This is a genomic window from Sphingomonas sp. HF-S4 (genome assembly GCF_032911445.1).
GTDB classification, from domain to species: Bacteria; Pseudomonadota; Alphaproteobacteria; order Sphingomonadales; family Sphingomonadaceae; genus Sphingomonas; species Sphingomonas agrestis.
This window is the reverse complement of the sequence record NZ_JAWJEJ010000002.1, coordinates 627559-641893: the sequence shown is the minus strand read 5'-3', so window position 1 is coordinate 641893 and position 14335 is coordinate 627559. Positions and strand designations below refer to the sequence as shown.

10 protein-coding genes and 1 pseudogene are annotated in these 14335 nt (G+C 68.5%); 9 read left to right on the top strand and 2 right to left on the bottom strand.

The window, feature by feature from the left end; translation table 11 throughout:
* Window positions 1-4: 4 nt before the first annotated feature.
* Window positions 5-2420: pseudogene (ligD, locus tag RZN05_RS19105) on the top strand (DNA ligase D).
* A gap of 4 nt (window positions 2421-2424) precedes the next feature.
* Here the strand turns inward: ligD and RZN05_RS19100 are convergent.
* Window positions 2425-4608, bottom strand: a complete 2184-nt coding sequence (locus RZN05_RS19100) for a M28 family peptidase (RefSeq protein WP_317228271.1) — start codon at window positions 4606-4608, stop codon at window positions 2425-2427.
* Window positions 4609-4817: 209 nt separating this feature from the next.
* Here RZN05_RS19100 and RZN05_RS19095 point away from each other — a divergent pair, with 209 nt between their 5' ends.
* The 8 genes from RZN05_RS19095 to RZN05_RS19060 all read left to right on the top strand — a co-directional run bounded on the left by RZN05_RS19095 (window position 4818) and on the right by RZN05_RS19060 (window position 12991).
* Complete coding sequence (locus RZN05_RS19095) at window positions 4818-7301, top strand: circularly permuted type 2 ATP-grasp protein (RefSeq protein ID WP_317228270.1); 2484 nt, start codon at window positions 4818-4820, stop codon at window positions 7299-7301.
* A gap of 5 nt (window positions 7302-7306) precedes the next feature.
* Window positions 7307-8197 carry a transglutaminase family protein gene (locus tag RZN05_RS19090; RefSeq protein ID WP_317228269.1) on the top strand — a complete coding sequence of 297 codons (891 nt, stop codon included), beginning with the start codon at window positions 7307-7309 and terminating at the stop codon, window positions 8195-8197.
* A gap of 96 nt (window positions 8198-8293) precedes the next feature.
* Window positions 8294-9223 (top strand): J domain-containing protein, encoded by a 930-nt coding sequence (locus RZN05_RS19085; RefSeq protein ID WP_317228268.1) that lies wholly within the window; start codon window positions 8294-8296, stop codon window positions 9221-9223.
* A gap of 6 nt (window positions 9224-9229) precedes the next feature.
* Window positions 9230-10177 carry a YihY/virulence factor BrkB family protein gene (locus RZN05_RS19080; protein WP_317228267.1) on the top strand — a complete coding sequence of 316 codons (948 nt, stop codon included), beginning with the start codon at window positions 9230-9232 and terminating at the stop codon, window positions 10175-10177.
* On the top strand, window positions 10174-10977 hold the full coding sequence (fabI, locus tag RZN05_RS19075; RefSeq protein ID WP_317228266.1) for an enoyl-ACP reductase FabI: 804 nt from the start codon (window positions 10174-10176) through the stop codon (window positions 10975-10977). Before RZN05_RS19080 ends, fabI begins: the two co-directional genes overlap by 4 nt.
* Window positions 10974-11501, top strand: a complete 528-nt coding sequence (locus RZN05_RS19070) for a GNAT family N-acetyltransferase (RefSeq protein ID WP_317228265.1) — start codon at window positions 10974-10976, stop codon at window positions 11499-11501. The genes fabI and RZN05_RS19070 overlap by 4 nt, the downstream gene beginning before the upstream one ends.
* Window positions 11498-12565: a chorismate synthase gene (gene aroC / locus RZN05_RS19065; protein WP_317228264.1), complete on the top strand. Its 1068-nt coding sequence runs from the start codon at window positions 11498-11500 to the stop codon at window positions 12563-12565. Before RZN05_RS19070 ends, aroC begins: the two co-directional genes overlap by 4 nt.
* Before the next feature lie 129 nt (window positions 12566-12694).
* The gene (locus RZN05_RS19060) at window positions 12695-12991 is read left to right on the top strand and encodes a hypothetical protein (RefSeq protein WP_317228263.1); all 297 of its coding nucleotides are present in this window, start codon (window positions 12695-12697) and stop codon (window positions 12989-12991) included.
* A gap of 40 nt (window positions 12992-13031) precedes the next feature.
* On the opposite strand, the gene RZN05_RS19055 is transcribed toward RZN05_RS19060, so the two are convergent.
* Entirely contained in the window at window positions 13032-14321 is a 1290-nt protein-coding gene (locus RZN05_RS19055) for an adenylosuccinate synthase (RefSeq protein WP_317228262.1), read from the bottom strand.
* Window positions 14322-14335 lie beyond the last annotated feature (14 nt).

The window sequence follows — 14335 nt, the reverse complement described above, 5'->3', positions numbered from 1 at the left end:
GCCGATGGCGAAGCCCGACCCCCTCGTCAGATATAATGCCAAGCGCGACTTCACTCGGACCGCCGAGCCCGCGGGAACGATCGCGCGCACCGGCGGCAACCGTTTCATGGTCCAGAAGCACGACGCCACGCGGCTGCATTGGGACTTCCGCCTCGAAGTCGATGGCGTGCTCAAGAGTTGGGCGGTAACGCGTGGCCCCAGCCTCGACCCCGGCGAGAAGCGCCTCGCGGTGCGCACCGAGGACCATCCGCTTTCCTATGCCGATTTCGAAGGCACGATCCCCAAGGGCCAATATGGCGGCGGGACGGTGATGCTGTGGGACGACGGCGTCTGGGAACCGATCGCGGGCAAGAGCGCCAAGGATCTGGAGAAGGGCCATCTTCACTTCCGCCTCGAGGGCGAGCGGATGAACGGTGAATGGCTGCTCATTCGCCTCAAGCCGCGCGGCAAGGAGCGCGGAGAAAACTGGCTGCTCCGCAAGATCGACGACGAGCATGCCGGCGCTACCGATTTCCTCGTCGAGACCGGTCTCACCAGCATCAAGACCGGTCGCACGATGCAGGAGATCGCCGAGGGCAAGAAGCCGAAGATCCTCCCCGGTACGGGGAGGATCGAAGAAATTGCCCGCCTTCGAGAAACCCCAGCTCGCTACACTGGTCGACAGCGTCCCGACCGGAAGCCAATGGCTCCACGAGGTCAAATATGACGGGTATCGCGCGTTGATCGCCACCGGCGCCAAGGGGCCGAAGATCTACACGCGCACCGGGCTCGACTGGACCGACAAGTTTCCCGGCATCGCCGAGGCAGCCAAGAGCCTTCCTGCCCCGGCGCTGGTTGATGGCGAGATCGTCGCGTTCAAGGTCGGCAAGCCCGATTTCTCGACATTGCAGGAAGCGATTTCGGCCGGCGGAGAAGGCCTGACCTTCTTCGCCTTCGACCTGCTCGCCGACCGCGGCGAGGATACCGCCAAGCTACCCCAGCTCGCCCGGAAGGAACGGCTGCGCAGGTTGCTCGAAGGCGCCGACGAACGCATCCAGTTTTCCGAGCATATCGCCGGAGCCGGCGAAAAGCTGTTCGAGGAAATGTGCCGCGAAGGCTATGAGGGCGTGATCTCGAAGCGCGCCGACGCCCCCTATCGCGGCGCGCGCACCAAGGCGTGGCTCAAGACCAAGTGCACCCGCCGCCAGGAATTCGTACTCATCGGCTGGCTCCCGAGCACCGCCAAGGGCCGCGGCTTTCGTTCGTTGTTGCTCGCGGTCAATGGCCCGGAGGGACTGGTCTATGCCGGCAAGGTCGGGACCGGGTTCAACCAGGCGACGCTGCACGATCTGCGCGAACGGTTCGACAAGATCGCCGCGAAGGAGTCGCCCGCCAAGGTACCTCGTGCCGAGGCGCGCGGCGCGCACTGGCTCAAGCCGAGCCTCGTCGCCGAGATCGCCTTTGCCGAGTTCACCGCCGAGAATATCGTGCGCCACGCCAGCTTCCTGGGCTTGCGCGAGGACAAGAAGGCCAAGCACGTCGTCGCCGAAAAACCCGCATTGCTCCCGGAAGCACCCGAGAGCAGCGTCAAGATCAGCAGCCGGGATCGCGTGATCTATCCCGAGGCGGGGCTGACCAAGGGCGAGCTCGCCGACTATTACGCCGCGATCGCCCCGGTGGCGCTGCGCTGGCTCGGCAATCGCCCGATCAGCCTTGTCCGCTGCCCGCAGGGGCGCGCGAAGCATTGTTTCTTCCAGAAGCACGATGCCGGCAGCTTCGGCGAGCAGGTCCACCATGTCGACATTCGCGAGAAGGACGGTTCGGTCGAACCGTATCTCTATGTCGACGATCTCGACGGGATGATGGCGTGCGTCCAGATGGGGACGATCGAGTTCCATGGCTGGGGTAGTCTGGTCGCCGATATCGAGAAGCCCGATCGGCTCGTCTTCGATCTCGATCCCGACGAGGGGCTCGACTTCGCGATGGTCAAGAAGGCGGCGGAGGACCTCAAGGAGCATCTCGCCGATATCGGGCTGACCAGCTGGCCGCTGCTATCGGGCGGCAAGGGCGTGCATGTAGTCGTGCCGCTGATCCCCCAGGCCGAATGGCCCGCAGTGCGCAGCTTCGCGGAACGCTTCGCCCGCGCGCTCGCCCAGGCCGAGCCCGAGCGCTTCACCGCCAACCTCAAGAAGGTCACCCGGAAGGGCAAGATCTTCATCGATTACCTGCGCAACCAGCGCGGCGCGACGGCGGTGCTCCCCTTTGTCGCCCGCGCCCGCGAAAATGCGCCGGTCGCGGCCCCGGTCACGTGGAGCGAACTGCGCGACCTCGACTCGGCCAAGCTCTTCACGATCCGCGACGCCCCCGCGTTGATCGAGCGCGCCACCAGCCGCGCACTACAGGGCTGGGGCGAAGCCGAGCAGGCACTGCCGGAAGTTTAAGCGCTCAGCGCTCCAGCTTGACCGGGCGCACCAGCACCTGCCGATCGCCGACATGCACCGGTATCGCGGTGGCGGGCCGCGCCGCGACCAATGCGCGCGCCGCCTCGCCTGCCCCGTAGCGCGTGCGGTGCCAGCCGATCGCCGGCAGCGGCGCCTTGGCCGCCCAGCTCAGGGTGATGTCGAGCGTGCGGCACGATCTGCCGGTGCAGCCGAAATAAGCGAGCGCACCCTTCACCTGCGGCCGCGCGCCGTTGACGGTGAGGCCGCGGAGCCCCTCGCCCTTGGCGACATAGAATTCCTGGCGGTCGGCGCTGGGTGCGACAGCGCGCAGCACGATCGTCCGCAGATCGCCGGCAATGGTATCGGAAATCACGTCGATTCGCCCGTCATCGCCCAGCCGCGGCGCGAGGGCGTGCCAGTCGCGCTCGCCATCGGGCGTCGGAGCGAAGCGCGCGGCGGACTGCATCGCCGGGGGCAGCGGGCCATTGTCGTAGATGCGGAAGCTGGCGCCCTGCATATCGTCCTGATGCACCACGTTGAGGTGGCGCGGCGCGTCGTTGGTGTAGGCGGGCACGAGCAGCGCCGCAGCCAGCGCCGCCGCGAGCACCGCGCCGCACGCCAGCGGCGCCCGCAGCCCGCTCGCGCCCGGCATCGCGAACAGCAGCAGGAAGATCAGCAGCGCAGCGATCGGCGCAGCCTGCTCGACGAACAGCCCGTCCTCGAACCCGCCGGCGATCGGCAGCATCACCAGCGCGAAGGCCAGCGCCGCCGCGCCGAACAGCCACGGCACCACGCGCGGCACGACCAGCGATGCGATCGCCGCAGCAAGCACGAACAGCGCCGGCCCCGACGCGATCACCGCGAGACCGGGCAGGAAGGCGAACGCCGCGAGGACCAGCGCGGTGAGCCAGATCCACGCCGATGCCGCCAGCCGTGTGGCGCTCGGCACGCGCAGCCAGTCGAGCACCAGCCCGGCCCCGCCCAGCGCCGCCGCGCCGTACATCAGCCGAAGCGCGATCGGCCAGCCGGTGCCGAACGCCGCCTCGGGCCGGATCGCCGCGACGAGCATCCCGAGCAGCACCGCCAGCCCAGTGCCGAGCAGGAGCGCCAGCGGCGGCGCCAGCGCCGCCTTGACCGCGCCACCGCCGCCGGTGCGCGCATAGACGAGGATCGCCGATCCGAGCCCGACCACGAGCAGCGCCAGTGCGACGCCGCTCGGCAGCACGAAGAAGAACCACGGCCCGATATTGACGAAGATGCTCTGGCCCTCCGCCGCCTTGCTACCGCCCGCGAGGCTGGCGAACCCGGTGACTGCGGCAAGCGCCTCGGCGCCCATCTGGCGGACCGAGCGCCGATCGAGGTTCGCGAGATTGTCGAGCGGGGTGTGATAGCGCGTCCCTGCCCCGATGATCGCGAAGTTGGCCGCATCGACCTTCAAGGGCAGCAGCATCGTCAGGTCGGTGTCGTTGGGCAGGATGCTGTAGAGGTCCGATGCCAGCGAATTCGCCGCGGGGACGACCCCGCCGACACGCAGCGCGGCGATGTCGTTGCCGTTGGGACGGCTGGTCTGGAACATGTTGGCCGCGCCGGTGGTGCCGCGCGCCTCCAGATTGACCACCGCGCCGATCCGCCTGGCCAGCGGATCGCGCGCCGCGAACATCGCCGCGCCGACCAGTCCCGCCTCCTCGGCATCGGTGAGCAGCACCAGCACCGGACGCCCGAGCGGCCTGGCCTTGAGCAGGTGCGCGACTTCGAGCGCGACCGCGACGCCGATCCCGTCGTCGGCGGCGCCCGGACCGGCGGGGACCGAATCGTGGTGAGCGGTCAGCATCACGGCATCGTCGCCAGGCGGGGTGATCCAGAAGACGATATTGCGCGGCCGCGCGCAGATCGCCGCGCCGGCGCGGATGTCGTTGCAGTGGAAGCCCTGGCGAATCTCCGGCGTGAACCCGGCCGCGCGAATCTGCGCGAGCAGCCGCGCCTCGAGAGCGTCGTTGGCGTCGCTGTCGGTCGGGTGCGGGCGCTGGTCGCCTAGGATCGCCGCGAGCCGGCCGACCGCGCGTTCGGTATTGAATTCGGTATCGAGGTGTCGCGGCGGGCTCACCCCGATCGGGCGGATCGCCCAGAGCGCCAGCAGCATCAGGCTCAGCACCACGCCCCACCAGCCTGCACGCTTCGATACGGTCATCGCGTTTCCTCCGCGACGCCGTTCCCGCGGCGTCCCCCGCCTCGCATCATGCGACATCCGCCGCCGCAGGGAAGCCGGAAAGCGCGCCCGATCCGGTAACGATGCGCAAATTGCGGGTAGGTCGCCGCATCCGCCCCCTCTGCAAGCATCGCTTGTTGCCTTGCAGCAACCTTTCCCCCATCACCCCCTCGCACGAAGGGAAGCGCATCTTGGCCAGCCGCGCCGCGACATCGTTGTTCGACGCCGCGACGATCGCCGATCGTTGGATCGCCGATTATTGCGCGCACGTCCCCGCGGGCGACGTGCTGTGCGCAGGCACGCGCGATCCCGCCTGGTCGGCGCTGTTCGAGGAACTCGCCGCGGTCTCGGGCGAAGGGCTGGAGCCCGTCCGCGAGCGGGCGCAGCGCCATGCCGAGGATATCGGCACCGGCTTCCGCATCGTCGACGAAGGCGAGGAGCGTCCCTGGCCGCTTTCCCCGGTTCCGCTGCTGATCGAGCACACCGAATGGGACGGCATCGCAGCGGGGGTGGCGCAGCGTGCCGAGCTGCTGGAGACGATCCTCCAGGATCTGTACGGCGAGAGCAGGCTGGTCGCCGACGGACACGTCCCCGCCGCGCTGGTCACCGGCAGCCCCTATTTCCTCCGCCCGCTCGCACGGCTGACGCCGCCGGGCGACCATCATCTCCAGTTCGTCGCGGTCGATCTGTGCCGGGGCCCGAGCGGCGAGTGGCGCGTGCTTGCCGATCACCTCCGCGCGCCGGCGGGCGCCGGCTATGCGCTGGAGAACCGGCTGGCGATCGCGCGGACGCTGGGCGAGCTCCAGTCGCGGCTCAACATCGAGCGTCACGCGCCGTTCTTCGCCGCCTTCCGCGAGGGCGTCGCCGCCGCCTGCCGCCGCGCCGAGCCGCGGATCGCGTTGCTCACCCCCGGCCGCCTCAATCCCAGCTATGCCGAGCAGGCGCATCTAGCGCGCTACCTTGGCTTCCTGCTCGTCGAGGGTGCCGATCTCGCGGTGCTCGACGACCAGCTTTATGTCCGCACGATCGCGGGGATGAAGCGGGTCGATGCGCTGTGGCACCGGCTCGATCCGCGGCTGCTCGATCCGCTCGCGCTCGATTCGCATTCGACGATCGGCATCCCCGGCGTGATCGACGCAGTCGCCGCGGGCAATGTCGTCATCGCCAACGCGCCCGGCGCCGGGCTGCTCGAAGCGCCGGCCTTCGCCGCCTTCCTGCCGCGGCTGGCGCAGGTGCTGACCGGCGAGGCGCTCAAGCTCCCCAATATCGCGACGTGGTGGTGCGGGCAGGATGCCGAGCGCGACCATGTCGCCGCGCATCTCGATTCGCTGCTGATCGCGCCGGCGTTCGGCATCGCGCCGCTGGGACTTCCGGGCGGCAAGCCGGTGCTCGGCACCGCGCTCGACGCCGAGGCGCGCGCCGCGCTGCTCGACGACCTGGCACGCCGTCCGCAGGATTATGTCGGGCAGGAGATCGTTCGCCTGTCGACGATGCCGGTGGTCGCCGACGACGTGCTTGCGCCGCGTCCCTTCACGCTGCGGGTGTTCGCGGCGCGCGGCCGCGACGGACGCTGGACCGTGCTTCCCGGCGGGTTCGCACGGATCGGCGAGCATCCCGACGCGCGCGCGGCAGTGATGGGCGACGGCATCTGGTCGGCCGATGTCTGCATCCACGGCTCCGAGCCGGTCGCGCCGGTCTCGCTACTCCCCGCCGACGACACCACCCAGCTGCGCCGCAATCCGGGCACGCTCCCCAGCCGCGTTGCCGACAATCTATTCTGGCTCGGCCGTTATCTCGAACGCGGCGAGGCGCTGCTCGGACTGATCCGCGTGCTGCTCGGCCATTCGATCGGCGCAGATACCGGCGCGGCGCTGCCACTCGATACGGTGGGGCGGCTGACCCGGCTGATCGTCGCGTCGGGCGCGGCGCCCGAAGCGAAGGGAGTCAAGCGCGCCGACCTGACCCAACTCGCGCGCACCGCGCTCGAAGGCGAAGACGGCTGGTACAGCGTCCGCGCGATCAATCGCCAGGCGCGACTGATCGGCGAAGTCTCACGCGAGCGGCTCTCGGCCGACATGATCCGGCTGCTCGACGCGCCCTTCCCGCAACGCGGGGTGCTGCTCGACAAGGCCGGGTCGCTCCAGCGGCGCTATTCGGCGCTCAACGGGCTCGCGAGCGAGCATATGACACGCACCGAGGCGTGGCGCTTCCACGACATTGGCCGGCGAATCGAGCGTGCGCTGGGGGCGATCCGCTGCATCCGCGCGTTCGGCGGGCGCGACGCGACGGCCGACGACCTTTCGACCTTGCTCGACCTGATGGACAGCCAGATCAGCTATCGCCAGCGCTACCTTACGGGCATGGCCCGCGTGCCGGTGCTCGACCTGGTGACGCTCGATCCCAACAATCCGCGCGCGCTCGCTTTCCAGGTCGCGGCGATCTCGGCGCATCTCAACAAGCTGCCGGTGCTTTCCGATGATGGGCTCGCCGAGCCGCAGCAGGAGCGCGCGCGCGAGATCGCAGCGATCCTCGTCACTGCCAATGCGACGCGGATCGACGATGCGCTGCTCGGCGACCTCGAAGCGCGCCTCGCGTCGCTGTCGGCAGCGGTTGCACGGCGCTATTTCCTCCACGGCGCCGAGCCGCTGCGCGCCGCCGGCCTCGTACTGGCCTGAGCGCGATGCTCTACCAGATCCGCCATGTCACGCGCTTCGACTATGCCGAGCCGGTCGGGTTCGCGCGCAACAACCTTCGCCTCAAGCCGATCCACTGGTCGGGGCAGCAACTGATCGAGCATGCCCTGGTGCTCGAGCCCGAGGGCCGCGTCTCCCCTGCCCGCGCCGAGGCCGGGCTCGCCAATGTCGTCCGCCTCGTCGTCGAGGCGCCCGCGCGCAGCCTGACGATCGAAAGCCGCGCGCGCGTGCGGGTCGAACGCCAGGTGCCGATCCCCGCGCCCGACGATCCTACCCTTGCCGAAGTCGCCGAGCGCGCGCGCGCCAGCCGCGATGCCTCGCCGGCGAGCCCGGCCGCCTATCTCTTTCCCTCGCCGCTGATCCCGCTCGATCGCGATATCGCTGCATGGTGCGCGCAGGAACTGGCGCCGGACCGCGGCGTGCTCGACGCAGCGATCGCGCTGGCACTGCGCATCCAGCGCGAATTCGCCTTCGATCCGGCTGCCACCTTGGTCGATACGCCGCCGCGCGAAGCCTTTCTAAAGCGCGGTGGGGTCTGCCAGGATTTCGCCCAGATCATGATCTCCGGCTTGCGCGCCGCCGGGCTGCCCGCGGCCTATGCCTCGGGCTATATCCGCACGTTGCCGCCGCCGGGGCAGCCGCGGCTGGTCGGTGCGGACGCCACGCATGCCTGGGTGCTGGTCTGGGGCGGGCCCGATCTCGGCTGGGTCGGGGTCGACCCCACCAACGGCATCTGGATGGCGGGCGATCACATCGTCGTCGCGATCGGCCGCGACTATGCCGATGTCGCGCCGATCGACGGAATCGTGCTCGGCTGGGGGGCGCAGAAGATGCACGTCTCGGTCGACGTCGAGCCGCTGGAAACCGTGCCGGTCTGAGCCGGGCTTGCGAAAAACGCCTGCCGCGCCGATGTTCGCGGGCGAAAAGCGCCTGTAAGGGCGTTCAACAGTGACGATTTTCGAACGGGGAAGTGCGTGGCCGATCCTTATGCAACTCTTGGCGTGGCACGGGGCGCGACGGAGGCCGATATCAAGAAGGCCTATCGCAAGCTCGCCAAGGAGCTGCACCCCGACCGCAACAAGGACAATCCCAAGGCGTCCGAGAAGTTCAGCCAGGTCACGTCGGCGTACGACCTGCTGAGCGACAAGGACAAGCGCGCGCGCTTCGATCGCGGCGAGATCGACGGCGACGGCAATCCCGCCGCGCCCTTCGGTTTCGGCGGGCAGCAAGGCGGGTTCCGCCCCGGCAGCGGCGGCGGCTTCGACTTCGGCGGCGAATCGAGCGACATCGGCGACATCTTCGAGGGGTTGTTTGGCGGCGGCGCGCGGCGCGGCGGCAGTGGGTTCAGCGGCGGCTTCGGTGGATTCGGGCGCAAGGCAGCGGCGAAGGGCGCGAACGTCGCCTATCGCCTCGCCGTCGCCTTCGAGGATGCAGCCTCGCTCGCACCCCAACGGATCACGCTGCGCGACGGCAAGACGATCGACTTGAAGCTCCCCGCAGGCGTCGAGACCGGCACCCAGATGCGGCTTGCCGGCAAGGGCGAGGAAGGCCCGGGCGGGTTCGGCGACGCGATCGTCACGATCGACGTCCAGCCGCACCGCTTCTTCGTCCGCGAGGGCGACGATATCCGGCTCGACTTGCCGGTGAGCCTGTCCGAGGCGGTACTCGGCGCCGACGTCCGCGTGCCGACGCCCGACGGCGCGGTGATGCTCAAGGTTCCCAAGGGATCGACTTCGGGCAAGGTGCTCCGCCTCAAGGGCCGCGGCTTCCACAAGAAGCCGAGCGGGCGCGGCGACCTGCTCGTTACGCTGATGGTCGACCTGCCCGTCGATGACGATGCACTGGTCGAGTTCGTGCAGGGCTGGCAGGACAAGGGGAACCCGCGGGGCCGCATGGGCGTCTGAGTCTCTGTGAACACAGGGGAAACAGACGCCGACGAGGCGAAGCCGGGACTGGGCGCCCGCATCCAGGGCCTGCTCGGCAAGATCGGCGCGGGCCCGCGCTTTTTCTACGTCGTCAAGCGCGTGGTGGTGGATACCTTCAACGAGGGGTTCACCTATGCCGGCAACCTCGCCTATCTCTCGCTGGTCACGCTTTTCCCCTTCGTGATCGTAGCCGCGGCGATCGCGCAACTTGTCGGACGCAGTAGCGAAGGCATCCGCACGCTCGAGGCGTTCCTCCAGACCGTGCCCCCCGATGTTGCCGACGTGCTCCGCAAGCCTGCGTCGGACGTGCTCCAGGCGCGCACCGGCAACCTGCTGTGGTTCGGCGCGATCGTGGGGCTGTGGACCACCGCGGGTTTCATCGAGACGCTGCGCGGCATCCTGCGCCAGGCCTATGGCGTGAGTTCGAGCACGCCCTTCTGGCGTTATCGGCTGGGGTCGATCGGGATGATCGTCGCGTCGGTGATCCTGGCGATGGCGGCGTTCAGCTTCCAGGTGATCCTGACCGGCGTCGAGCAGTTCCTCTACAAGTTGCTGCCCTGGGCATCGAACGCGCAGACGATCGTCGCCTTCACCAAGTTCGCGCCGGCGCTCGCGCTGTTCGGGGCGCTCTACATCCTGTTCTATTCGCTCACCCCCAGCCGGTTCCGCAAGGGGAAATGCCCCAAATGGCCGGGCGCAGCCTTCACGACGATCTGGTGGCTTTCGGTCACGTCGCTGCTGCCGCTGATGCTGAGCAACCTGGGTGGCTACGACCTTACCTATGGCAGCCTTGCCGGCGTGATGATCGCGCTTATCTTCTTCTACCTGGTCGGCCTGGGCATGGTTGCGGGGGCCGAGCTTAACGCCGCGCTAGCCGAAACGCCTCCGAACGGAGTAGAGGGGGCGCCGCAAAAGGAGGAAGTGGCGTCGTGACGGGATTGATGCAGGGCAAGCGCGGGTTGATCATGGGCCTGGCGAACGATCGTTCGCTGGCATGGGGGATCGCCCAGAAGCTGCGCGAACAGGGCGCGGAACTCGCGTTCAGCTATCAGGGGGAAGCGCTCGAGAAGCGCGTGCGGCCGCTGGCCGAGCAACTCGGCAGCGATTTCCTGATCGATTGCGACGTCTCGGACATGGCCGAGCTCGACAAGACCTTCGCGACGCTGGCCGAGCGCTGGCCGGCGATCGACTTCGTCGTTCATGCGATCGGCTTTTCGGACAAGAACGAGCTGCGCGGCGGCTATGTCGATACCAGCCTCGACAATTTCCTGATGACGATGAACATCAGCGTCTATTCGTTCGTCGCAGTGGCGCAGCGCGCATCGAAGATGATGCCGAACGGCGGATCGCTGCTGACGCTCAGCTACTACGGCGCCGAGAAGGTGATCCCGCACTACAATGTGATGGGCGTCGCCAAGGCCGCGCTCGAGACCAGCGTCCAGTATCTCGCGGTCGATCTGGGCCGCGACAATATCCGCGTCAATGCGATCTCGGCGGGACCGATCAAGACGCTCGCCGCTTCGGGCATCGGCGACTTCCGCCTGATCCTCAAGTGGAACGAGCTCAATTCGCCGCTCAAGCGCAACGTGACGATCGAGGATGTCGGCGGCGCCGGCCTCTATCTGCTCAGCGACCTGGCGAGCGGCGTCACCGGCGAGACCCACCATGTCGATGCGGGCTACAACGTCATCGGGATGAAGGCCGAGGATGCGCCGGATATCGCATTGGCGTGACCATCGCGATCCGCCCCGCGACCGGCGGGGACGTGGCGGCGATCGATGCGTTGCTGCGAAAGGCCTTTCCCGATGCCGGCGAGGCGATGCTGGTCCAGCGGCTGTGCATCGACGGCGACATGGTGCTCACGCTCGTCGCCGATGACGAGGAGACCGGCAGCCTTGCCGGGGTGATCGTCTATAGCCGGATGGCCGTGGAGATCGCGGGCAAGCCGATCGCCGCGGTGGCACTGGCGCCGCTCGCGGTCGATGCCGGCCAGCGCGGGCAGGGCGTCGCCGAGGCGCTGGTGCGCGCCAGCCTGGCACAGCTTGAGGGCGCCGGGGCGATGCTGGTCTTCGTGCTCGGCGATCCGGCCTATTACGAGCGCTTCGGCTTTTCGGCCGATTGGGCGCGCGGATTTGCCTCGCCTTATGCGGGCGACTATCTGCTGGCGCTGCCGCTCCAGGGTGGCGCCATGCCGTGCGGCGCGCGCGGTGCCGCGACGCACGCAAGCGCGTTCGCACAACTGGGCGGGGACCTTTGAGCTTCAACACCTTCGGACGCGTGTTCCGCTTCACCACCTGGGGCGAGAGCCATGGGCCTGCGCTGGGCGTGGTGGTCGATGGCTGCCCGCCGGGGCTCACTTTGTCCGAAGCCGATATCCAGCCGTTTCTCGACAAGCGCCGTCCGGGCCAGTCGCGCTTCACCACCCAGCGCCAGGAGCCCGACCAGGTCCGCATCCTCTCGGGCGTGTTCGAAGGACGCACCACCGGCACGCCGATCAGCCTGATGATCGAGAATGTCGACCAGCGCTCGAAGGATTACAGCGAGGTCGCCGCGGCCTATCGCCCCGGCCATGCCGACTATGCCTATGACGCCAAATATGGCTTTCGCGATTATCGCGGCGGCGGGCGCAGCTCGGCGCGCGAGACCGCGGCGCGCGTGGCGGCAGGCGCGGTCGCACGGCTGGTCATCCCCGAAGTGACGATCACCGGCTGGGTCGAGGCGATCGGGCATGCGCCGATCCTCTATTCGCGCTTCGACGCCGCCGAGATCGATCGCAACGCCTTCTTCTCCCCCGACGCCGAGGCAGCCCGGCGCTGGGAGGCTTTGGTCGACGAGGCGCGCAAGGCCGGCTCGTCGCTCGGCGCGACCGTTACCTGCGAGGCAACCGGGGTGCCCGCCGGCTGGGGGGCGCCGCTTTATGCCAAGCTCGACAGCGAGCTCGCTGCGGCGGTCATGTCGATCAACGCCGTAAAGGGCGTCGAGATCGGCGACGGCTTCGCGGCCGCGCTTGCCACCGGCGAGGCCAATGCCGATCCGATGCGGCCGGGCAGCGAGGGCCCGGAGTTCCTCGCCAACCATGCCGGCGGGATCGCGGGGGGGATCTCGACCGGCCAGCCGGTGCGCGTGCGCGCCGCGTTCAAGCCGACCAGCTCGATCCTCACGCCCGTGGAGACGGTCGATCGAGAGGGCAATGCCGCCGAGATCCGCACCAAGGGGCGGCACGATCCATGCGTCGGCATCCGCGGCGTGCCGGTGGTCGAGGCGATGATGGCGCTGGTTTTGGCCGATCAGAAACTATTGCAGCGGGCCCAGCGCGGCTGATCCCGCATTGGGCTCGACTCGGGGCTCATTGGTTTCGTTGCAGCGGCGAAGCGACCCGGCCGCACGCAACCATGCGTGCAACCGGGCCGTTCATTTCCTGCCATTTAGGTCAAATGCAGGAGTGTAAACATGCGTAAGCTCACCTTGTTCCTCGCCGGTGCGATGCTGATTCCGGCTGCCGCGATCGCGCAGGACGTGCCGCAGCAGGATCCGTCGGCAACCAGCCAGGACCAGAAGAAGAAGGATAAGGAAGCCGACACCGCGACGGATACGACCGCCCCGGCCGACGGCACCACGGGCAGCGGCACGACCACCGAGCCCTCGACCGATCCGAGCACCACGACCCAAGATCCGAGCACCACGACGAGTCCGGACAGCAGCACGACGACGGCGCCCGACCCCGCGGCCCCGACGCCCCAGCGCTAAGCAGATGAAGCCCCGGCGACAGCGTCGCCGGGGCTTTCGTTCAGTCCGCGAAGGGATCGCGGACCAGGATGGTATCTTCGCGTTCGGGGCTGGTCGAAACCAGCGTCACCGGACACTGGATCAGTTCTTCGACCCGACGAATATATTTAATCGCCGCGGCGGGCAGTTCGGCCCAGCTGCGCGCCCCCGCGGTCGATTCGGACCAGCCGGGCATCGTCTCGTACACCGGCTCGATCGCCGCCTGGTCCTGCGCATTCGATGGATAATAATCGAGCGCCTCGCCCCGCAGCGTGTACCCCGTGCAGATCGCGATCTCGTCGAAGCCGTCGAGCACGTCGATCTTGGTCAGCGCAATCCCCGTGATCCCAGACACCGCCGCCGACTGGCGTAGCAATACCGCGTCGAGCCAGCCGCAGCGGCGCTTGCGCCCGGTCACCGTACCGAATTCATGCCCGCGGGTGCCCAATCGCTCGCCGATCTCGTTATCCTGCTCGCTCGGGAACGGCCCCGAGCCGACGCGGGTGGTGTAGGCCTTGGCGATCCCCAGCACGAAGCCGACCGCACCCGGGCCCATGCCGGTTCCGCTCGCCGCGGTGCCTGCCACGGTGTTCGACGAGGTGACGAACGGATACGTGCCGTGGTCGATGTCGAGCAGCACGCCCTGCGCGCCTTCGAACAGGATGCGCCGCCCGCGGCCGCGCGCTTCGTTGAGCATCCGCCAAACCGGCTGGGCGAAAGGCAGGACGAACCCGGCGATATCGCGAAGTTCGGCGATCAAGGCATCGCGGTCGATCGCGGGCTCGTTGAAACCAGCGCGCAGCGCGTCGTGATGCGCAAGGAGGCGATCGAGCTGCGGCCCGAGTTCGTCGAGATGCGCGAGGTCGCAGACGCGGATCGCGCGGCGGCCGACCTTGTCCTCATAGGCGGGGCCGATACCGCGACGCGTGGTGCCGATCTTGCCAGCGCCGCTCGCATCCTCGCGCAGCGCGTCGAGATCGCGGTGGAAAGGGAGGATCAGCGGGCAGGTGTCGGCGATCTTGAGCGTATCGGGGGTCACGTCGACGCCCTGGCCGCGCAATTTCTCGACTTCGGACTTGAGGTGCCACGGATCGAGCACCACGCCGTTGCCGATCACGCTAGGCGTGCCGCGGACAATGCCCGAGGGGAGCAGGGAGAGCTTGTAGACCTTGTCGCCGACGACGAGGGTGTGGCCGGCATTGTGCCCACCCTGGAAGCGCACGACGACATCGGCGCGCTCGGCGAGCCAGTCGACGATCTTGCCTTTGCCCTCATCGCCCCATTGGGCGCCGATCACTGCGACATTTGCCATGGATACACGTCTCC

Bases quoted from the DNA above. Each gene is read 5' to 3' on its own strand.
- RZN05_RS19100 (WP_317228271.1), bottom strand. From the start codon at position 4,608: ATGACCGTATCGAAGCGTGCAGGCTGGTGGGGCGTGGTGCTGAGCCTG.
- RZN05_RS19090 (WP_317228269.1), top strand. From the start codon at position 7,307: ATGCTCTACCAGATCCGCCATGTCACGCGCTTCGACTATGCCGAGCCG.
- RZN05_RS19060 (WP_317228263.1), top strand. From the start codon at position 12,695: ATGCGTAAGCTCACCTTGTTCCTCGCCGGTGCGATGCTGATTCCGGCT.
- RZN05_RS19055 (WP_317228262.1), bottom strand. From the start codon at position 14,321: ATGGCAAATGTCGCAGTGATCGGCGCCCAATGGGGCGATGAGGGCAAA.